The 17,538-nt window shown below is 65.0% G+C and carries 25 protein-coding genes; 16 read left to right on the top strand and 9 right to left on the bottom strand.

The window, feature by feature from the left end; translation table 11 throughout:
* Positions 1-7: 7 nt before the first annotated feature.
* The 6 genes from rplV (at position 8) to I5803_RS11855 (ending at position 2,770) form a co-directional block, all read left to right on the top strand.
* Positions 8-340 (top strand): 50S ribosomal protein L22, encoded by a 333-nt coding sequence (gene rplV / locus I5803_RS11880; protein WP_141508352.1) that lies wholly within the window; start codon positions 8-10, stop codon positions 338-340.
* A 13-nt stretch (positions 341-353) separates the two neighbouring features.
* Positions 354-1,268, top strand: coding sequence for a 30S ribosomal protein S3 (gene rpsC / locus I5803_RS11875; RefSeq protein WP_196986565.1), 915 nt, complete (start codon positions 354-356; stop codon positions 1,266-1,268).
* A 2-nt stretch (positions 1,269-1,270) separates the two neighbouring features.
* Positions 1,271-1,687: a 50S ribosomal protein L16 gene (gene rplP, locus I5803_RS11870; RefSeq protein ID WP_196986564.1), complete on the top strand. Its 417-nt coding sequence runs from the start codon at positions 1,271-1,273 to the stop codon at positions 1,685-1,687.
* Positions 1,688-1,704: 17 nt separating this feature from the next.
* Entirely contained in the window at positions 1,705-1,911 is a 207-nt protein-coding gene (gene rpmC, locus I5803_RS11865; RefSeq protein WP_196986563.1) for a 50S ribosomal protein L29, read from the top strand.
* 12 nt (positions 1,912-1,923) lie between these two features.
* Positions 1,924-2,193, top strand: coding sequence for a 30S ribosomal protein S17 (rpsQ, locus tag I5803_RS11860; RefSeq protein ID WP_196986562.1), 270 nt, complete (start codon positions 1,924-1,926; stop codon positions 2,191-2,193).
* Positions 2,194-2,263: 70 nt separating this feature from the next.
* On the top strand, positions 2,264-2,770 hold the full coding sequence (locus tag I5803_RS11855) for a peroxiredoxin (protein ID WP_196986561.1): 507 nt from the start codon (positions 2,264-2,266) through the stop codon (positions 2,768-2,770).
* Positions 2,771-2,782: 12 nt separating this feature from the next.
* On the opposite strand, the gene I5803_RS11850 is transcribed toward I5803_RS11855, so the two are convergent.
* Together I5803_RS11850 and I5803_RS11845 are read right to left on the bottom strand one after the other, a co-directional pair.
* Positions 2,783-3,283 carry a GNAT family N-acetyltransferase gene (locus I5803_RS11850; protein WP_196986560.1) on the bottom strand — a complete coding sequence of 167 codons (501 nt, stop codon included), beginning with the start codon at positions 3,281-3,283 and terminating at the stop codon, positions 2,783-2,785.
* A 59-nt stretch (positions 3,284-3,342) separates the two neighbouring features.
* Positions 3,343-4,029 carry a cytochrome b/b6 domain-containing protein gene (locus tag I5803_RS11845; RefSeq protein WP_196986559.1) on the bottom strand — a complete coding sequence of 229 codons (687 nt, stop codon included), beginning with the start codon at positions 4,027-4,029 and terminating at the stop codon, positions 3,343-3,345.
* 124 nt (positions 4,030-4,153) lie between these two features.
* On the opposite strand from I5803_RS11845, the gene I5803_RS11840 reads away from it, so the two are divergent.
* Genes I5803_RS11840 through I5803_RS11830 form a run of 3 tightly spaced genes read left to right on the top strand, consistent with a single transcriptional unit; the run spans position 4,154 to position 6,118 of the window.
* Entirely contained in the window at positions 4,154-4,609 is a 456-nt protein-coding gene (locus I5803_RS11840) for a c-type cytochrome (protein ID WP_196986558.1), read from the top strand.
* Between the two features lie 47 nt (positions 4,610-4,656).
* Positions 4,657-5,487 carry a hypothetical protein gene (locus tag I5803_RS11835; protein ID WP_196986557.1) on the top strand — a complete coding sequence of 277 codons (831 nt, stop codon included), beginning with the start codon at positions 4,657-4,659 and terminating at the stop codon, positions 5,485-5,487.
* Between the two features lie 43 nt (positions 5,488-5,530).
* Positions 5,531-6,118, top strand: coding sequence for a YceI family protein (locus I5803_RS11830; protein ID WP_196986556.1), 588 nt, complete (start codon positions 5,531-5,533; stop codon positions 6,116-6,118).
* A 12-nt stretch (positions 6,119-6,130) separates the two neighbouring features.
* Here I5803_RS11830 and I5803_RS11825 read toward each other — a convergent pair whose 3' ends face one another.
* Together I5803_RS11825 and I5803_RS11820 are read right to left on the bottom strand one after the other, a co-directional pair.
* Positions 6,131-6,628 (bottom strand): TlpA family protein disulfide reductase, encoded by a 498-nt coding sequence (locus I5803_RS11825; RefSeq protein ID WP_196986555.1) that lies wholly within the window; start codon positions 6,626-6,628, stop codon positions 6,131-6,133.
* Positions 6,629-6,708: 80 nt separating this feature from the next.
* On the bottom strand, positions 6,709-7,944 hold the full coding sequence (locus tag I5803_RS11820) for a CaiB/BaiF CoA transferase family protein (RefSeq protein ID WP_196986554.1): 1,236 nt from the start codon (positions 7,942-7,944) through the stop codon (positions 6,709-6,711).
* Positions 7,945-7,982: 38 nt separating this feature from the next.
* Here I5803_RS11820 and I5803_RS11815 point away from each other — a divergent pair, with 38 nt between their 5' ends.
* From I5803_RS11815 to ptsP, 5 genes are all read left to right on the top strand, one after another.
* Positions 7,983-8,501 (top strand): hypothetical protein, encoded by a 519-nt coding sequence (locus I5803_RS11815; protein WP_196986553.1) that lies wholly within the window; start codon positions 7,983-7,985, stop codon positions 8,499-8,501.
* Complete coding sequence (locus I5803_RS11810) at positions 8,498-9,712, top strand: MFS transporter (RefSeq protein ID WP_196986552.1); 1,215 nt, start codon at positions 8,498-8,500, stop codon at positions 9,710-9,712. The genes I5803_RS11815 and I5803_RS11810 overlap by 4 nt, the downstream gene beginning before the upstream one ends.
* Positions 9,709-10,164 (top strand): PTS sugar transporter subunit IIA, encoded by a 456-nt coding sequence (locus I5803_RS11805; protein ID WP_196986551.1) that lies wholly within the window; start codon positions 9,709-9,711, stop codon positions 10,162-10,164. Before I5803_RS11810 ends, I5803_RS11805 begins: the two co-directional genes overlap by 4 nt.
* Positions 10,133-10,402, top strand: a complete 270-nt coding sequence (locus tag I5803_RS11800) for an HPr family phosphocarrier protein (protein ID WP_196986550.1) — start codon at positions 10,133-10,135, stop codon at positions 10,400-10,402. The genes I5803_RS11805 and I5803_RS11800 overlap by 32 nt, the downstream gene beginning before the upstream one ends.
* 82 nt (positions 10,403-10,484) lie before the next feature.
* Positions 10,485-12,248 carry a phosphoenolpyruvate--protein phosphotransferase gene (ptsP, locus tag I5803_RS11795; RefSeq protein ID WP_196986549.1) on the top strand — a complete coding sequence of 588 codons (1,764 nt, stop codon included), beginning with the start codon at positions 10,485-10,487 and terminating at the stop codon, positions 12,246-12,248.
* Here the strand turns inward: ptsP and I5803_RS11790 are convergent.
* From I5803_RS11790 to I5803_RS11770, 5 genes are read right to left on the bottom strand one after another with little or no spacing between them, the layout of a single operon-like run.
* Positions 12,245-13,069, bottom strand: a complete 825-nt coding sequence (locus tag I5803_RS11790) for a DMT family transporter (RefSeq protein ID WP_196988541.1) — start codon at positions 13,067-13,069, stop codon at positions 12,245-12,247. The genes ptsP and I5803_RS11790 overlap by 4 nt on opposite strands.
* Positions 13,070-13,079: 10 nt before the next feature.
* Positions 13,080-14,069 carry a lipoyl synthase gene (lipA, locus tag I5803_RS11785; protein WP_196986548.1) on the bottom strand — a complete coding sequence of 330 codons (990 nt, stop codon included), beginning with the start codon at positions 14,067-14,069 and terminating at the stop codon, positions 13,080-13,082.
* Positions 14,070-14,078: 9 nt separating this feature from the next.
* Positions 14,079-14,756, bottom strand: a complete 678-nt coding sequence (gene lipB / locus I5803_RS11780; protein WP_196986547.1) for a lipoyl(octanoyl) transferase LipB — start codon at positions 14,754-14,756, stop codon at positions 14,079-14,081.
* A 2-nt stretch (positions 14,757-14,758) separates the two neighbouring features.
* On the bottom strand, positions 14,759-15,070 hold the full coding sequence (locus I5803_RS11775; RefSeq protein WP_196986546.1) for a YbeD family protein: 312 nt from the start codon (positions 15,068-15,070) through the stop codon (positions 14,759-14,761).
* A gap of 1 nt (position 15,071) precedes the next feature.
* Positions 15,072-15,959, bottom strand: a complete 888-nt coding sequence (locus tag I5803_RS11770; protein ID WP_196986545.1) for an aminotransferase class IV — start codon at positions 15,957-15,959, stop codon at positions 15,072-15,074.
* 160 nt (positions 15,960-16,119) lie between these two features.
* On the opposite strand from I5803_RS11770, the gene I5803_RS11765 reads away from it, so the two are divergent.
* Together I5803_RS11765 and atpB are read left to right on the top strand one after the other, a co-directional pair.
* Positions 16,120-16,599, top strand: coding sequence for an ATP synthase subunit I (locus I5803_RS11765; protein ID WP_196986544.1), 480 nt, complete (start codon positions 16,120-16,122; stop codon positions 16,597-16,599).
* 18 nt (positions 16,600-16,617) lie between these two features.
* Positions 16,618-17,517, top strand: coding sequence for a F0F1 ATP synthase subunit A (gene atpB, locus I5803_RS11760; protein WP_196986543.1), 900 nt, complete (start codon positions 16,618-16,620; stop codon positions 17,515-17,517).
* The last annotated feature ends 21 nt before the right edge of the window (positions 17,518-17,538 follow it).

The following is a 17,538-nucleotide window of genomic DNA, read 5'->3' as shown; positions in this document are numbered from 1 at the left end:
TAGCACCATGTCTGAAACACGTGCAGTCCTTCGCGGCGTCCGCCTCTCGGTCGACAAGGGCCGTCTGGTGGCCGACCTGATCCGCGGCAAGAAAGTGGACCAAGCCCTGAACATCCTGAACTTCACGCAGAAAAAAGCTGCGGGAATCGTCAAGAAGGTTCTGGAGTCCGCCATTGCCAACGCCGAACACAACGACGGCGCCGATATCGACGAATTGAAGGTCAAGACCATCTACGTCGAGCAGGGCGCTTCGCTCAAGCGTTTCACCGCGCGCGCCAAAGGCCGCGGCAATCGCATCGTCAAGCCCACGTGCCACGTGTACTTGACCGTCGGCAACTAAAGGCTCGAAGACCATGGGACAAAAAATCCATCCGACCGGCTTCCGTCTTTCGGTGAGCCGCAACTGGGCCAGCCGCTGGTACGCGAGCAATCGCGACTTCGCCGGCATGCTGGCCGAAGACATCAAGGTGCGCGAGTACCTGAAGGCCAAGCTCAAGAACGCCGCCGTGTCGCGCGTGCTGATCGAGCGTCCCGCCAAGAGCGCCCGCATCACGATCTTCTCGGCTCGCCCGGGGGTCGTGATCGGCAAGAAGGGCGAAGACATCGAAGCGCTCAAGAAAGAACTCGGCAAGCGCCTGGGCGTGCCGGTGGCAGTGAACATCGAGGAAGTGCGCAAGCCCGAAATCGATGCCCAGCTGATCGCCGACTCGATCACCCAGCAGCTCGAAAAGCGCATCATGTTCCGCCGCGCGATGAAGCGCGCGATGCAGAACGCGATGCGCCTGGGCGCGCAGGGCATCAAGATCATGTCCGCTGGCCGCCTGAACGGCATCGAGATTGCGCGCACCGAGTGGTATCGCGAAGGTCGCGTGCCGCTTCACACGCTGCGCGCCGACATCGACTACGGCTTCTCGGAAGCCAAGACCACCTACGGCGTCATCGGCGTCAAGGTCTGGGTCTACAAAGGTGACACGCTGGGCCGCAACGATGCGCCTTCGCTGGACTCGACGCCGCGCCCCGAAGGCGAAGAGCGCCGTGGCCCGCGTGGTCCGCGCCGCGACGCACGTCCGGGCGACCGTCCTTCGGGCGACCGCCGCGGCGGTCCCGCCCCCCGCCGTACCGCAGCTGGTGCGGGCAACGTCGCGCCGGTTGACGGCACCGACAAGCCCGCCGAGGCAACCCCAGGTGCTGACGCACCGAAAACTACCGTTAAGCGCGTGCGTAAAGCAGCCGCGCCGGCCGCCCCGGCCGACGGTAAAGGAGAGTAAACATGCTGCAACCCGCTCGTCGCAAATACCGCAAAGAGCAAAAGGGCCGTAACACCGGCGTCGCCACCCGGGGCAACTCGGTGGCTTTCGGTGACTTCGGCCTGAAGTGCACGGACCGTGGCCGCCTGACGGCCCGCCAGATCGAAGCCGCGCGCCGCGCGATTTCCCGCCACGTGAAGCGTGGTGGCCGCATCTGGATCCGTGTGTTCCCCGACAAGCCGATTTCCCACAAGCCTGCCGAAGTGCGCATGGGTAACGGCAAGGGCAACCCCGAGTACTACGTGGCCGAAATCCAGCCGGGCAAGGTCGTCTTCGAGATCGTCGGCGTGACCGAAGAGCTCGCGCGTGAAGCGTTCCGCCTGGCCGCCGCCAAGCTGCCGCTGCGCACGACGTTCGTCAGCCGCATGATCGGCGCGTAATTCAGGAGTGATGAAACATGAAAACGACTGAACTGCGCCAAAAAGACGTTGCCGGCCTCAAGAACGAAGTGAAGGACCTGCAGAAGGCCCACTTTGGCCTGCGGATGCAGAAGGCTACGCAACAACTCACCAACACCGGCACGCTGCGCATCACGCGCCGCGACATCGCCCGCGCCAAGACCATCCTTGCCCAGAAGCAGGCTGAGTCGAAGTCGGCGAAGTAAGGGAGCAAACACATGACCGAAGCCAAAACTTCCCTCAAGCGCACCCTGATCGGCAAGGTGGTGAGCGACAAGCGCTCCAAGACCGTCACGGTCCTGGTTGAGCGCCGCGTCAAGCACGAGCTGTACGGCAAGATCGTTGCCAAGTCCAGCAAGTACCACGCACACGACGAAAAGGGCGAGTTCCATACCGGAGACGTGATCGAGATCACCGAGAGCCGCCCGATCTCCAAGACGAAGAACTGGGTCGCGACCCGCCTGGTCGAGAAGGCCATCGAAGTCTGATCCTGCAGTACCTGCAAGCTCACCAAAAACGGCCCACAATGTGGGTCGTTTCTTTTTTGGAGAGCACTTCATGATCAAGGTCGGAGACACCATTCCCGAGGCCACCCTGCAGGAATATTCCGAAGTCGAGGGCAACGGCTGCAGCATCGGGCCGAACCCCGTGAAGACGCGGGAAGCGGCCGCCGGCAAGACCATTGCGGTGTTCGCACTACCGGGCGCCTTTACCCCCACCTGTTCGGCCAAGCACGTGCCGGGCTACGTGGAAAAGTTCGACGACCTCAAGAAGGCGGGCGTGGACGAGATCTGGTGCGTGAGCGTCAACGATGCATTCGTCATGGGCGCATGGGCGCGCGACCAGAAGACCAACGGCAAGGTGCGCATGCTCGGCGACGGCAGCGCGGAATTCGCGAAAGCCACCGGCCTGACGATGGACCTCACGGGCAAGGGCATGGGCGTACGCAGCGCGCGCTATTCGATGCTGATCAAGGACGGCAAGGTCGCGACCCTGAACGTCGAAGCGCCCGGCAAGTTCGAAGTGAGCGACGCCGGCACCATGCTGGCCCAGGCGAAGGGCTGAGACCAGGCCGCGCTAGTCGAGCGTGGCCTTCAGGTAGTGCGCTCCCGCGATGGGGTTGTGATAGTAAGGCGGAATGTCTTCGAACCCCAGGTCTTCATAAAGTGTGCGCGCGGCTTCCATGTCATCCAGCGTATCGAGCAGCACGCAGGCGTAGCCGGCCTGCCGTGCGGCATCGAGCGTGGCCTCCACCAGTTGCCGCCCCAGGCCCAGCCCCCTGTATCCATCGCGCACATAGAGCCGCTTCATTTCCGCCGCGTTGGGATAGTCGGCATTGTCCAGCGGACGCAGCGCGCAGCAGCCAGCCAACCGGCCGTCGACTGTGGCCGTCAGCAATGCGCCCCGCGGGGCGCAGTAGTCGCCCGGCAGGCTTTCGAGTTCAGCGTCGAAGTTCTGGAAGCAAAGATCGACGCCCAGCCCGCGGGCGTACTCGCGAAAGATCTCGCGCACGGCATGAAGTTCGTCGGGGGTGCGCGGCGTGGAGAGCCGTACCTGCGGAAGCTGCTGCGTTTGCACGCGTGTGGGGGAGCTGTTGGGGGGCAGCCAGTTTACTGCTTTGCGCCCCCGGTTGCAGCTCAGCCGACCGCTACGGTGCCCAAGCGTACGATGAAGCCCATCAGCACGCAGCACAGGGCGAACAGTCCGAGCGCCTTCCAGCGGGTCTTCGCATCGTCGGCCGAGGCAGAGACTTCGAAGGGCAGGTCCTTGTCTCCATGGATCATCGCCGCCGTGAGGTCGCGGCCCTGCCTGAATCGGTAGTAGAAAATGGCCGCCACGTGCAGCAAGGCCAGCACGATCAGAATGTATTGCCCGACCTGGTGGTAGCTCGTGAGGAGCTTCGCAGTGCGATTGGACACCAGAATGTTCAGCGGGCCGGTGAAGTCCGCTTGGTCATCGCTGAACAAGCCCGAGGTGACCTGCAGCCCGAGGAACAGCAGGAAAGCGTAGACAGACAACGCGCCGATCGGGCTGTGCCCGACCGTCGCTCGCGCGTCCCCCCCATGGCGCAGGTACCGCAGGGCCGCGCCAGGCGACGGCTTGAATGCGGCGAAGCGCGACCAGTAGCCGCCCACGAACCCCCAGGCCAGCCTGAATAGGAGCAAGGCCCCGGTGGCGTAGCCGAGGCGCCCGTGCCAAGGCATGGCGTCCCCTCCGATTTTTCCTGTGACGACCAACGCCACCACGCAGACGGCGAGGGCCCAATGGAACAGCCGTGTCGGCAAATCCCAGATGCGGATCGATCGAAGTGGCTCGTCAGGCATTGGCGTTGCGTAGGTCGTTCGCCGTTCGAACAAGGTGTTGGTAGTTTCCCGGGGCGCGCCAAGTCAGCTGAACTTAAGCGGACTCGCAGACTCAGCAGCTTACCGGTGCAAACGAAAGGGTGCCATGAAAGCTTCGCATGCAGCGATCGTATCGATCATCGCGATGATGACGGCAACTGGCACCATGGCGCAATTCCGGAAGCCGGAAGATGCGATCAAGTACCGGCAAAGCGTCATGTTCACCATGGGGAACCACTTCTACTCGCGCATCGGGGCGATGGCCAATGGTCGCGTGCCCTTCGATGCGAAAGTGGCCGCTGACAATGCAGACATTGTCGTGATGCTGTCCAGGTTGCCCTGGATCGCATTCGGGCCCGGAACCGAACACGGCATCACCGATGCAAAACCGGCCATCTGGACGGAGCAGGCCAAGTTCAAGGACCTGGGAGAGAAAATGCAATCCGAAGTGCTGAGACTCCAGGCGGCAAGCCGCACGGGCGATCTCGACGCGCTGAAGTCGGCGTACCGTTCCGCGGCGAATGCATGCAAGTCCTGCCACGATACATTCACTACCCAATAAGGCTCGGTGAGGCAGGGGATCACAAGAACACGGAGGGAAGGGGAGAGATGGACGAGTGGAGAGGATTGCTGGATCACCCGGCGGTGCAGGCTGCCGCGATCCCCTTTTTGGTGAGCCTTGCAGTTGCGGCACCGATGCGGCGGGCGCGATTTCTGGCTCTCGGGATCGTCGTGGCCTTCGTAGCCGCCGTTGGACTGACCGTCGGGTATTCGTTCGAACCGCTGACGGCCACCCGCAAGCTGATTCTCGCCGGCGCGGCCACCGCGATTGCGATTGCGGGACTCTCGCGCACGCACGGGAATGGCGGCTTGGCCGTGCGCTGTGCCATTTCCGCCGCCGCAGCTGCTGCAGCGTTGTGGATGCTATGGCGGGTGCTTCAACAAGAGGAAGTCCCCGGTGCTTACTGGAAGGGCCTGGCCGCCGCCGCCTACGTGGCTGCCCTTGTCGGGTCCAGCCTGAGCGTGGAGGGCGATCCAGCCCGCACGGCCGCCATGTCCATGGTCCAGGGGTTGAGCGCGGGGGGTCTCGCATTGCTCGGTGCGTCGGCCCTCCTTGCGCAATTCGGCATTGCGATCGGGGCGGGCGCGGGCGCTGTGCTCCTCGCAGTGCTGTTGCGCCGGCAGCAGGGCGCTGTCGGGGCTGGATTCTCATTGCCATCTTCCGCGATAGCCGCCATGGTTGGGCTGCTCATCGTGTTCACGGGCTCACTGCCGTGGGTTGCCCTGCTGCCGACGCTCCTCATTCCCTGGGCCGCCCTCATGATCCGCGCCGAACGCTTCGCCCCCTGGCCACGAGCCGTCCTGACTGTGCTGGCTTGCGCGGTGCCGATGATCGCGGCGCTCGCCCTTGCGTGGTACGTGGGCGCGCCGCCGGCTTGATGCCCCATCCACTATTTTTGTTCGTCAACAGAGAAAGCCAACCATGCACAAACTTCTTTCCACCTTGCTTGTCGCCGCTCTGCCCATGGGTGCCTTCGCGACACCGCAGACCTATGTGATCGATTCCCAGCACTCGTTTCCGAATTTCACCGTGAACCACCTGGGGATGACGACCATCCACGGCCGCTTTGACCGGATGACCGGCAAGATCGTCTTCGACCCGGCAGCCAAGAACGGGAACCTCGAAGTCAAGGTCGCGACCGCCACGATATCGACCGGCGACGCCAAGCGTGCAGACGGGGCGCGGTCGCGTGACGAGCACCTGCGCTCGCCCGACTTCTTCAACGCTGCGGAATTTCCCGAGATGACCTACAAATCGACCCGCTTGAATTTCAGCGGCGAGAACCTCGAGAGCATCGAAGGCAACCTGACGCTCCTGGGGGTCACGAAGCCGATGAAATTGACGGTGGCCTCGTTCAAGTGCGGGCCGCATCCCTTCAACAAGAAACCCATGTGCGGTGCTTACGCCGAAGGCACGCTCAAGCGGTCGGACTTCGGCATGAAGTTCGGCGTGCCCGCCATCTCCGATGAGGTCAAGCTGGCCATCGGCATCGAGGCGTACCCGGAATGATCGAGGGAGGGCCTAGCCCTCCACCAGCAGTTTCTCGATCAACTGGTGCAGTTCGGCGAAATTCGGTTCTCCGACATAACGCTTGACGATTTCCCCGCGCTTGTTCACCAGGAAGGTCGTGGGGGTGAGCTGCACGTCGCCCCATGCCCTGGCGACATCACCCGTGTTGTCGATGGCGACATTGAACGGCAGCTTGCGGGTCTCGGTGAAGTTGACGACGTAGCTCGGGGGGTCGTAGCTCATGGCCACTGCCAGGGTGTCGTAGCCCTTCGGGTGGTACTTGTCGTAGGTGGCGATGACTTTGGGCATCTCGCCCACGCAGGTGACGCAGCTGGTGGCCCAGAAGTTCACGAGCGTCACGCGGCCCTTGAGGTCCGTCGTGGACTTTCTGGATCCGTCCAGCAACACGAAAGTCGATTGCGGCGCGGCTGCGCTTGCCGTCCCCATATACAGGGCGGCACCCATTGCCAGCACGGCCGCTGCCGCGGCGCCATACAACATTCGCTTCATCCGGACTTCCTGTGGACCGACGCCATTTTAGTGGACGTCCACAGGCGGCGGGCAAGGCCCTGGGGATGGGCCTGCGGTGATCAGGTGATCCCCTGGGAGCGCAGGGCCGACAGCCGCTGCGCGGAGTAGCCCAGCATTTCGGCCAGCACTTCGTCCGTGTGTTGTCCGAGCAGCGGTGGCGGCAGGTCCGTGCGCACGGGCGTCCCGGAGAGTTTCATGGGGCTGGAAACGAGCCGCAGGTCCGGCTGCAACGGATGCGCCCACGGCGTGATCATGCCGCGTCCGAGGATGTGCGGGTCGGCGAAAACCTCCGCGAGGTTGTTGATGGCACCGCAGGGCACCTTCGCGGCTTCCAGCGAGGACAGCCAGTCGGACTTGCTGCGCTGCCTCAGGACGCCTTCGAGCAAGGGGACGAGCACGGTCCGGTGCCGCACGCGATCCTGGTTCTTGGCATAACGCGGGTCCTTCGCGAGCTCTGGCTGCCCCGCGACGGCACAGAACTTGGCGAACTGCCCGTCGTTGCCCACGGCGAGGATGATGTATTCCTTGCTCCCGTCCGGCGCGGGCGCCACTTCGAACACCTGGTAAGGGACGATGTTCTGGTGCGCGTTGCCCGCACGCCGCGGAACCTGGCCGCTGACGAGGTAGTTGGCACCAAGGTTCGCCAGCATCGCCACCTGCGTGTCCAGCAGCGCCATGTCCAGGTGCTGTCCGGTGCCGGTGCGTTCGACATGGCGCAGCGCGGCGAGGATGGCGACTGTCGCGTACATCCCGGTGAAGAGGTCCGCCACGGCCACGCCCACCTTCTGCGGGCCGCCGCCCAGGTCATCGCGCTCGCCCGTGATGCTCATCAGGCCGCCCATGCCCTGGATTGCGTAGTCGTAGCCCGCGCGTTCGCGGTAGGGCCCGGTCTGTCCGAACCCGGTGACGCTGCAATAGACCAGGCGGGGATTGACGGCATGCAGCGAATCGAAGTCAAGACCGTAACGCGCCATGTCGCCGACCTTGAAGTTCTCGACGAACACGTCGCACTTCGCGGCGAGTTCGCGGATCAGCTGCTGGCCATCCGGCTGGGCGATATCGCAGGTGACGCTTCGCTTGTTGCGGTTGGTCCCGAGGTAGTAGGCGGCCTCTGCCGTGTCCTGGCCCTGCGCATCCTTGAGGAAGGGCGGACCCCAGCCACGCGTGTCGTCCCCGCTGCCCGGCCGTTCGATCTTGATCACGTCGGCGCCCAGGTCCGCCAGGGTCTGCGTGCACCAGGGACCCGCGAGGACGCGCGAGAGGTCGAGAACGCGGATGCCATCGAGTGAGTTCATGTCAGCGGCATTGTGCCGCCCCCGCACATAATCGTGTGATGCCCCGTTTGTACATCGGCACGATCGCGCTGGCTTTCGCCGCCGCAGCCTGCAGCCCCACGTTCAACTGGCGTGAAGTCCGTGTGGAGCCTGCCCGTCTGAAGGCGATGCTTCCCTGCAAGCCGGACCACGCGGACCGCGAGGTGCCCATGGCCGGCAGGTCGGTAAAGCTCGAGGTGGTCGGCTGCGACACGGGCGGTGCCACGTTCGCCCTGATGTCCGCGGACATCGGCGACGCCGCGCAAGCCGGCGCGGCCCTCGCGCAATGGAAGCGCGCCAACCTCGCGAACATGCGCAGCACCGGATCGAGCGAAACGGCATTCGCGCCCGGCGGGGCATCTCCGCTGCGGGAATCGCTCCAGGTCGTCGCCGGCGGGACGCGGGCGGACGGCAGCCCGGTGGAAAGCCGGGCTGCCTATTTCGCCCAAGGCAGCCGTGTGTTCCAGGCCGTGATCTTCACCAACCGCCTCCAACCCGAATTCTCGGAGCCGTTCTTCGGCGGACTGCGCTTCGAATGAGCCTGCTCGAGCGCCGTCCGGCCGTCACGGTATTCCTCGCCTTCGCGTTCGCGTATTTTTTCTCCGCGCTGCTGCGCGGGGTGACGGCGACGCTCTCGCCCACGCTGACGAGGGAGTTCTCGCTCAACGCCACCGAGTTGGGCCTCCTCGCCGGAGGCTACTTTCTCGGGTTCGCGGCCACCCAGCTGCCGCTGGGGACCTGGCTGGATCGGCACGGGCCGAAAAACGTGATCCTTTGCTTCCTCCTGGTGGCGGTCGCCGGCTGCCTCGCGTTCTCGGCCGCAACCAGTTTCCCTGCGCTCATGGTGGCCCGGATCCTGTGCGGGGTAGGCGTCAGCGCCTGCCTGATGGCGCCGCTCACGGGGTATCGCCGCTGGTTCACGGCACCCGCGCAGCTGCGCGCGAACTCATGGATGCTGATGACCGGGTCGTTTGGCATGGTGGGCTCCACCTTGCCCGTGCAGTGGATGGTGCCCGTCGCGGGCTGGCGCCCCGTGTTCTGGCTGCTCGCCGGCGCACTCGGACTGGCGATGGCCCTCATTGCCTGGGCGGTGCCGGCCTGGCCATCGACTCCAGCAGGCAAGGAGCCGCATCCCGGGGGGTACGCCGACGTCTGGCGGCACCCGCTCTTTCGACGCATGAGCCCGATCGGCTTCTTCAGTTACGGCGGCCTGCTTGCGATGCAGACCTTGTGGGCCGGCCCGTGGATGGTGCGCGTGTCGGGCTACGACCCGCTGCAAGCGGCGCAGGGCCTCTTCCTGATCAATGTGAGCATGCTCTGCACGTTCTGGCTGTGGGGCATGCTCAATCCGTGGTTTGCGCGCCGCGGATGGTCGGCGCAACTGATGATCACCTGGGGCCTGCCGCTGAGTTTCATCTCGCTTGCTACGATTATCATAGCTGGACCTGCAGCAGGAGCATGGGCTTGGGCCGCGTTCTGCATCACGTCCACGTTCGTGTCGCTGGCCCAGCCCGCGGTGGGCCTGGCCTTCCCGGCCGAGCTGTCCGGCCGGGCGCTATCGGCCTTCAACCTGGTCATCTTCGCGGGGGTGTTCGTCATCCAGTGGGGCGTGGGCCTCCTGATCGACGGCTTCGGTGCCGCGGGCCTCGGCGAGACCGGCGCCTTTCGCTGCGCATTGGCCGTGTTCCTCGGTTGCGGCGTTATGTCCTATGGGTACTTCGTGCTTGCAAAGGATAATTCCCGCCAATGAACGCGATCCTGATCATCGCCCACGCTCCGCTGGCGCACGCACTGCGCAGCTGCGCGCTGCACGTCTTTCCGGACTGCGGGCCGCAGCTCGCGGCGGTCGACGTGCAGCCCAACATGCCGCCCGAGGAAACCCTGGCGACCGCGCGCATCTCCCTGCGCCAGCTGACGCAGGCGACCCAGGTCAAGGGGGTGCTGGTCCTCACGGACATCTTCGGCGCGACGCCGAGCAACGTCGCGCAGAAACTCGTGGACGGTGTGACTTCGCGGCTCATCACCGGCGTGAACCTGCCGATGCTGCTGCGCGCGGTGAGCTATCGCAATGAACCCCTGGAGGCCCTGGTTTCGCGCGCCGTAGTGGGCGGCACCCAGGGTGTGATGCAGGTCGCGATCACCGCGCCGCAGAATCAGGCACGCAAGAACCATGATCAAGACAAGCACGACCATCAACAATAAGCTGGGCCTGCACGCCCGCGCGTCCGCCAAGCTCACCAAGCTGGCCGGCAGTTATCCCTGCGACGTGTGGATCAGCCGCGGCGACCGTCGCGTCAATGCCAAGAGCATCATGGGCGTGATGATGCTGGCCGCCGGCATCGGAAGCGAAGTCGTCATCGAGACGAGCGGCGAGAAAGAGCAGGAGGCAATGGATGCCCTGCTCGCCTTGATCGCGGACAAATTCGGCGAGGGCGAATGATGACCACCCTCACGGTCGGCCGCTGCGCGTGGCTCCCTGCCCCCCACGGGGGCTCTTCGCCTTGGGGCGGCCGGGCGGCGAGATGACGTTCTCGGTCCACGGCCTCGCAGTCGCCCGCGGCATCGCCATCGGGCGCGCTGTGCTGATGGCATCCAGCCGCGTCGACGTGGCGCACTACTTCATCGACGCAAGCCAGATCGAGGACGAGATCGGCCGTGTGCGAGCGGGGCGCAACGCGGTCGTCGACGAGTTGCATCGGCTCCAGCACACCATCGCGCAGATGGGCCCGAAGGAAGCACCGCACGAGCTGGCCGCCTTGCTGGACGTTCACCTGATGCTGCTGCAGGACGAGGAGCTCATCAGCGGGGTCAAGCACTGGATCAGCGAGCGCCTCTACAACGCCGAATGGGCGCTGACGACGCAGCTGGAAGTGCTCGCGCGGCAGTTCGACGACATGGAGGACGACTATCTGCGGGGCCGCAAGGCCGATCTCGAGCAGGTGGCCGAACGCATCCTGCGCTACATGAAGGGCGTGCCCCTGCCGGTGGTGCCGCCGGGCGGTCCGCGGCGCAAGACCCAGCAGGACCTGCTCCTGGAAGACGGCATGGATGTGCCGCTCGTGATGGTGGCGCACGACCTGTCGCCCGCCGACATGCTGCAGTTCAAGCAGAGCGTGTTCGCGGGATTCGTCACCGATGTCGGCGGGCGCAACTCCCACACTGCGATCGTCGCGCGCAGCATGGACATTCCGGCGGTGGTCGGTGCGCGCAGCGCGAGCCAGCTGGTGCGGCAGGACGACTGGATCATCATCGACGGCGACGCGGGGGTGATGATCGTCGATCCATCGCCCATCATCCTGGCCGAATACGGGTTCAAGCAGCGGCAGGGCGAACTGGAGCGCGGGCGGCTTTCCCGCTTGCGCCACACGCCGGCCATCACGCTCGATGGCCAGAAGATCGAACTGCTCGCCAACATCGAGTTGCCGGAAGACGCGGCGGCCGCGGTGAAAGCGGGAGCGGTGGGTGTCGGCCTGTTCCGCAGCGAATTCCTGTTCATGGGGCGGCGGGGTGCGCTGCCCGACGAGGAAGAGCAGTACCAGGCTTACCGCCGGGCGGTGGAGGGCATGGAGGGATTGCCCGTCACGATCCGCACGGTCGACGTGGGCGCCGACAAGCCGCTGGACGATTCGGTGCGCGACGCCGCGCACCTGAACCCCGCGCTCGGCCTGCGCGCCATCCGCTGGAGCCTGGCGGACCCAGCGATGTTCCTCACGCAATTGCGAGCCATCCTGCGTGCCGCATCGCACGGGCAGGTGAACATGTTGATTCCGATGCTCGCGCATGCCAGTGAAATCCGTCAGACCCTGTCGCTCATCGACTTCGCGCGTGCCGAGCTGGACAACCGCGGCGTGGCGTACGGCCCCATCCGCATCGGCGCGATGATCGAGATTCCGGCGGCCGCGCTCACCCTCAAGATATTCCTGAAGTACTTCGATTTCCTCTCGATCGGCACGAACGACCTGATCCAGTACACGCTGGCGATCGATCGGGCCGACGAGTCGGTCGCGCATCTCTACGATCCCCTGCACCCCGCTGTGCTGCGCCTGGTCGCAGAGACGATCGCGGAATGCAATGCCCAAGGAAAGGGCGTGAGCGTCTGCGGCGAGATGGCCGGCGACACCACCCTCACACGGCTGCTGCTGGGCCTGGGACTGCGGAGCTTCTCCATGCACCCGGCGCAAATCCTTGCCGTCAAGCAGGAGGTGCTTCGGGTCGATACCACGCGCATGGCGGCGTGGGCGAAGCAGGTGCTCGAGTCCGAGGACCCGTCCTCGATGGTGGGTTAGCGCACGCGCGTGCCGACCACTGCGGCACCGATGATGAGCGCAGCCGCCACCACGATCCCCGCGCTGAAACCGCGGCCCGTGAAGACGACCAGCAACGCCGTCGATGCGAGCGGTGTGAGATAGCTCAGGATGCCGATCTGCCTCGGATCCCCGCGCTTCAGCGCTGCGTCCCACAGGAAGAACGCCGCACCGAGTGGCCCGAGGCCCATTGCCGCCAGCAAGGCCCAATCTCGTGCCGCCAGTGTCGCGGGGGGCTCGAGGAGTGCATGGCAAAGCAGGGAAAGAACGCCTGATACGAGGCCGAACAGCCCGATGGCGGCTGTCGGGAAGGCAGCGACGCGGCGAGTCATCAGGGAATAGGTGGCCCAGATGAATGCCGAGCCGAGCGCAGGCAGGTAGCCCCACGCCCATCCGCCGCCCGTGGCGTCGCGTGAGCCGAGGATCGCGATCGCCGCCCCGGCAAAGCCCGCGATGGCGGCCAGCGCGTGCGCCGCACGCAAGCGCAATCCCGCCAGCAGCACGGGCGAAAGGACCACGATCAGCAGCGGCCACAGGTAGTTGACGAGGTTCGCCTCCACGGCAGGGGCGTGCCGCAGTGCGATGAAGAGCAGGAAGTGGAACCCGAAGAGCCCGTAGATGCCCAGGGCCAGTGTCGAGGCGGGCACCCGCCACTGGCGCGCCAGCGGCCAGGCGGGAATGCTGCCGATCACCAGGGCGAGGCCCGTCAGCAGGAAAGGCGGAACGTGCGCGAGCGAGACTCCGAGCACGGCCAGCGTGGCCCACAACGCGATCGCGCCGAGCGCGTACAGGTTCGCGTGCAGGTGCGCGGCCTCAGGTGTTCGCGACGCCCGCTGCGTGGGCCTGCTGGTCTGCGTGATAGCTCGAGCGAACCATGGCGCCGACGGCGGCGTGCGAGAAGCCCATCTCCAGCGCGCGCGCCTCGAACATCTTGAAGGTGTCGGGGTGCACGTAGCGCCGCACAGGCAGGTGGGAGCTCGAGGGCGCGAGGTACTGTCCGATGGTCAGCATGTCGATGTCGTGTTCGCGCATGTCGCGCATGACCTGCAGGATCTCGTCGTCGGTTTCGCCGAGACCGACCATGATGCCGCTCTTGGTCGGCACCTGGGGATGCAGCGCCTTGAACTTCTTGAGCAGGTTCAGGCTGAACGCGTAGTCGGAACCCGGCCTCGCTTCGCGATAGAGCCGCGGGATGGTCTCCAGGTTGTGGTTCATTACGTCGGGCGGCGCCGCCTTCAGGATCTCCAGCGCGCGGTCGTCGCGGCCGCGGAAATCGGGCACCAGCACTTCGATGGTGGTGCCGGGCGACAGCTCGCGCGTCTTGCGGATGCACTCGACGAAGTGGCCCGCACCGCCGTCGCGCAGGTCGTCGCGATCCACGGAGGTGATCACTACGTACTTGAGCTTCAGGCGCGCAATGGTCTTTGCCAGGTTCTCCGGCTCGTTCGGATCGAGTGGGTCCGGGCGGCCATGGCCCACGTCGCAGAACGGGCAGCGCCGCGTGCACTTGTCGCCCATGATCATGAACGTGGCGGTTCCCTTGCCGAAGCACTCGCCGATGTTGGGGCAGGAGGCCTCTTCGCACACGGTGTGCAGGTTGCTCTCCCGCAGGATCTGCTTGATCTCGTAGAACCGTGTCGTCGGGGAGCCGGCGCGCACGCGGATCCAGTCGGGCTTCTTGAGGACCTCGGCCTGCTCCACCTTCACGGGAATGCGCGACAGCTTGGCCGCGGCCTTCTGCTTGGCGCCGGCTTGGTAGTTTTCGGTGGATTGCGCTTCGCGCACGACTTCGGAGGAGCTCATGGAGTGCTTTCAGGCAGCGAGGTGCTGGGTGAGCTTGCGGCCCAGCACGCCCGCCGCGTCGTCCCAATGGGTGGAGACCCCGATTGTAGAAAGGTCCACCGTTTTCAGCCCGGGGTAGCCGCAAGGGTCGATACGGGAGAAGGGCTCCAGGTCCATGGCGACATTCAGGGCCACGCCATGGTAGGTGCATTGCCGGCTGACCTTGAGCCCCAGCGCGGCGATCTTGCCGAGGCCGGAGAAGTCGGGGCTCCCCGCCGGCGAAGCTTGGGAAGGCGGCAGCACGGCATGGGAGGAAGGATCGTCGAGCCGAACATAAATCCCGGGGGCACCGCGTACCCGATGCCCCGTGACGCCGAAGTGCGCCAGCGTGCGGATCACCGCCTCCTCGATACGGTAGACGTATTCCTTGATGAAGTAGCCGGCCCGGCGCATGTCCACCAGGGGGTAGGCAACCACCTGGCCGGGGCCGTGGTAAGTCACCTGCCCACCGCGGTTCGTCTGCACCACCGGAATGCCGCCAGCGTCGGTGACATGTTCCGCGCGCCCCGCGAGGCCTTGTGTGAAGACAGGCGGGTGTTCGCACAACCACAGCTCGTCGACCGTTGCATCCGTCCGCGCCGCCGTGAACGCCTGCATCGCCTCGTAGGTGGGCAGGTAGTCCACGCGACCGCGGACCCGCGTGTCCATGGCTAGAGGACGACCTTCACCATCGGATGCGTCGACAGGGTGCGGTAAAGCTCGTCGAGCTGGTCGCGGCTGGTGGCATTCACCGTGATGGTGATGCCCAGGTACTTGCCTGCCTTGCTGTCGCGCAGTTCGATGGTGGACGCGTCGAAGGCCGGGTCGAATTGCCTGGCGATCGTCGTCACCGCATGCACGAACCCGTCGACCTTCGTTCCCATCACCTTGATGGGAAAGCGCGATGGATATTCGATCAGCGACTCGCGCGCGGGCTCGCTGCCGATCACTTGCGGAATGGGGCTCGGGGTAGGGGTGGTCATGTCAGGCGCTTTGCTTGGCACGCTGGTAGCCGGCGTACATCTTTTCGTAGATGGGGCCGGGCTTGCCGTTTCCAACCGGCTGCCCGTCCAGGCGCGTGACCGCGAGAATCTCCTTGGAGGCGTTGGACAGCAGCAACTCGTCGGCGGCCAGGACCTCGGCGCGGCTGATCCGCCGCAATTCGAACGGAACGCCCGCGTCCCGGCATAGCTCTTCCATCAGGCCATACCGAATGCCTTCAAGGACCAGGTTGTCCTTCGGCGGACCGGACAGGGTGCCGCCTTTCACGACCCAGACGTTGGCGGCCGCTCCTTCGCTCAGCCACCCGTCGCGGAACATGATGGTCTCGAGCGCGCCGGCATCCGCGCTGATCTGGCGCGACAGCACGGCGCCCGCGAGGCTGATGCTCTTCAGGTGCGCCTTCTTCCAGCGGAAGTCGTCCGCGGTGACGCAAGCCACACCTGCCGCGCGGTCGGCAGCCGACAGCGCGGCGATGCGGTTGGTCATGGCGAAGACCGTGGGCGTGATTCCCTGGACCATCGCATGGTCCCGCATGGCCACGCCGCGGGTCACCTGGATGTAGACGATCTGGTCGGTCTGCGCCGGCGTCTTTCCCTGCTCCTGCGCATAGGTCGCGGTCAAACGGTCGACCAGCGCGCGCCATTCCTCGCGCGTCTTCGGGTTCTCGATGCGCAGCTCGCGCAGGCTGCGCTCCAGCCGGGCCATGTGATGCTCGAAACGGAAAGGCCGGCCGGCATAGACCGGCACCACCTCATAAATGCCGTCGCCGAAGACGAAGCCCCGGTCCATGACGCTCACCTTCGCATCGCGCAGGCGGGTGAATTCGCCGTTGAGGTAACACGGAAGATCGGTAAGTTCTGAAGGGTTCATCAGTCGATTGTGCCGCCTCGGCGATTCCACTGCCCTGTGCAAAAGACCTTTGACGTTGCACCAAAGCCGAGCACTTGGTCGGGTATTGGTCAGCCGGAGGGGGTTTCTACTTATAATCAGGGGCTTTGTAAAAATCAGGGTCCAAAGGCGACAAGAATTCATGAAAACCGTCGCTCCCCTGGTGGATTCGGAGGAAGAGCTCCCGTTCAAGCAGCTGACCGCCGACGAGGCGCGCAGGCTGCGCGAACAAAACCCCCCGGTTTCCCCCTGGTGGGTGGTTGCGGGGCAGGCTGTGGTGGGTCTCGTCGTGGCATTGGCCGCATGGGGCGTCACCGGGAGGCAAAACGTTGGGTGGTCCGCCGGATACGGCGCGCTGGCCGTGGTGATTCCCGCGGCCATTCTGGCGCGCGGCATCTCCAGCCGTTTTTCCTCCCTGAACGCGGGCACCGCGGCGGTCGGGTTCATGGCGTGGGAAATGGTCAAGATCGCTTCGGCAATCGCCCTGTTGATGGCGGCGCCGAAGCTGGTGGCAGACCTGAGCTGGCCGGCATTGCTGGTGGGCCTGGTTCTGACGATGAAGGTGTATTGGCTCGCGCTGGCGTACGCGCCCAAAAAGAAGCGTGAGCCGGTGAACGGCTAACTTTTGATTTGAAGAAACATGGCTGCTGAAAACGTCGCTGCTGAAGCTGCAGAACACGGACAGACCGCGGGGGAATACATCCTCCACCACCTGACCTTCTGGCAAAACCATCCGGCGAAGTCGGTGGCGGATTTCACGGTCTTCAATTTCGATTCGATGATCTACGCCATCCTGCTCGGCGTGATCAGCTGCTACCTCCTCTGGCGGGCCGCCCGCAAGGCGACTTCCGGCGTGCCGGGCCGCTTCCAGGCGGCCGTGGAAATCCTGGTGGAGATGGTCGATGCCCAGGCCAAGGGTATCGTGCACAACGCGCAGAGCCGCAAGTTCATCGCCCCGCTCGCGCTCACCGTGTTCGTGTGGATCTTCATGATGAACGCGATGGACCTGCTGCCCGTCGACCTGCTGCCGGCCGCCTGGCAGTGGCTGAACGGCGCCGCGGGCCACGATCCTCATCACGCCTATATGCGCTCCGTGCCGACGGCAGACCTCTCGATGACCATGGGTCTGTCGGTGTCCGTGCTGCTGATCTGCCTGTACTACAACGTCAAGATCAAGGGAATGGGTGGTTGGGCGCACGAGCTCGTCACCGCTCCCTTCGGCACGAGCAAGAACCCCGTGTTCGCGGTGATCCTCGGCATCCTCAACTTCGCGATGCAGATGATCGAGTTCGTGGCCAAGACGGTGTCGCACGGCATGCGACTGTTCGGCAATATGTATGCCGGTGAACTCATCTTCCTGCTGATCGCCCTGCTGGGCGGCGCGTGGTCGCTGTCCGCGACCGGCATCAGCCTGGCGCTCATCCACATCATTGCCGGCACCGCCTGGGCAATCTTCCACATCCTGATCATCACGCTTCAGGCGTTCGTGTTCATGATGCTGGCGCTCGTGTACCTCGGCCAGGCGCACGACGCGCACTGAACAAGAACACAACCGGTCCTT

The sequence above is a fragment of the Caenimonas aquaedulcis genome, assembly GCF_015831345.1.
Taxonomy (GTDB): domain Bacteria; phylum Pseudomonadota; class Gammaproteobacteria; order Burkholderiales; family Burkholderiaceae_C; genus Ramlibacter; species Ramlibacter aquaedulcis.
This window is presented reverse-complemented; position numbering and strand designations above follow the sequence as displayed.

Bases quoted from the DNA above. Each gene is read 5' to 3' on its own strand.
- rpsQ (WP_196986562.1), top strand. From the start codon at position 1,924: ATGACCGAAGCCAAAACTTCCCTCAAGCGCACCCTGATCGGCAAGGTG.
- I5803_RS11770 (WP_196986545.1), bottom strand. From the start codon at position 15,959: ATGAACCCTTCAGAACTTACCGATCTTCCGTGTTACCTCAACGGCGAA.
- I5803_RS11800 (WP_196986550.1), top strand. From the start codon at position 10,133: ATGATCAAGACAAGCACGACCATCAACAATAAGCTGGGCCTGCACGCC.
- I5803_RS11830 (WP_196986556.1), top strand. From the start codon at position 5,531: ATGCACAAACTTCTTTCCACCTTGCTTGTCGCCGCTCTGCCCATGGGT.
- rplP (WP_196986564.1), top strand. From the start codon at position 1,271: ATGCTGCAACCCGCTCGTCGCAAATACCGCAAAGAGCAAAAGGGCCGT.
- rpsC (WP_196986565.1), top strand. From the start codon at position 354: ATGGGACAAAAAATCCATCCGACCGGCTTCCGTCTTTCGGTGAGCCGC.
- I5803_RS11820 (WP_196986554.1), bottom strand. From the start codon at position 7,944: ATGAACTCACTCGATGGCATCCGCGTTCTCGACCTCTCGCGCGTCCTC.
- I5803_RS11805 (WP_196986551.1), top strand. From the start codon at position 9,709: ATGAACGCGATCCTGATCATCGCCCACGCTCCGCTGGCGCACGCACTG.
- I5803_RS11825 (WP_196986555.1), bottom strand. From the start codon at position 6,628: ATGAAGCGAATGTTGTATGGCGCCGCGGCAGCGGCCGTGCTGGCAATG.
- rpmC (WP_196986563.1), top strand. From the start codon at position 1,705: ATGAAAACGACTGAACTGCGCCAAAAAGACGTTGCCGGCCTCAAGAAC.
- I5803_RS11835 (WP_196986557.1), top strand. From the start codon at position 4,657: ATGGACGAGTGGAGAGGATTGCTGGATCACCCGGCGGTGCAGGCTGCC.
- rplV (WP_141508352.1), top strand. From the start codon at position 8: ATGTCTGAAACACGTGCAGTCCTTCGCGGCGTCCGCCTCTCGGTCGAC.
- I5803_RS11775 (WP_196986546.1), bottom strand. From the start codon at position 15,070: ATGACCACCCCTACCCCGAGCCCCATTCCGCAAGTGATCGGCAGCGAG.
- I5803_RS11845 (WP_196986559.1), bottom strand. From the start codon at position 4,029: ATGCCTGACGAGCCACTTCGATCGATCCGCATCTGGGATTTGCCGACA.
- ptsP (WP_196986549.1), top strand. From the start codon at position 10,485: ATGACGTTCTCGGTCCACGGCCTCGCAGTCGCCCGCGGCATCGCCATC.
- I5803_RS11855 (WP_196986561.1), top strand. From the start codon at position 2,264: ATGATCAAGGTCGGAGACACCATTCCCGAGGCCACCCTGCAGGAATAT.
- atpB (WP_196986543.1), top strand. From the start codon at position 16,618: ATGGCTGCTGAAAACGTCGCTGCTGAAGCTGCAGAACACGGACAGACC.
- I5803_RS11840 (WP_196986558.1), top strand. From the start codon at position 4,154: ATGAAAGCTTCGCATGCAGCGATCGTATCGATCATCGCGATGATGACG.
- I5803_RS11815 (WP_196986553.1), top strand. From the start codon at position 7,983: ATGCCCCGTTTGTACATCGGCACGATCGCGCTGGCTTTCGCCGCCGCA.
- lipA (WP_196986548.1), bottom strand. From the start codon at position 14,069: ATGAGCTCCTCCGAAGTCGTGCGCGAAGCGCAATCCACCGAAAACTAC.
- I5803_RS11765 (WP_196986544.1), top strand. From the start codon at position 16,120: ATGAAAACCGTCGCTCCCCTGGTGGATTCGGAGGAAGAGCTCCCGTTC.
- lipB (WP_196986547.1), bottom strand. From the start codon at position 14,756: ATGGACACGCGGGTCCGCGGTCGCGTGGACTACCTGCCCACCTACGAG.
- I5803_RS11810 (WP_196986552.1), top strand. From the start codon at position 8,498: ATGAGCCTGCTCGAGCGCCGTCCGGCCGTCACGGTATTCCTCGCCTTC.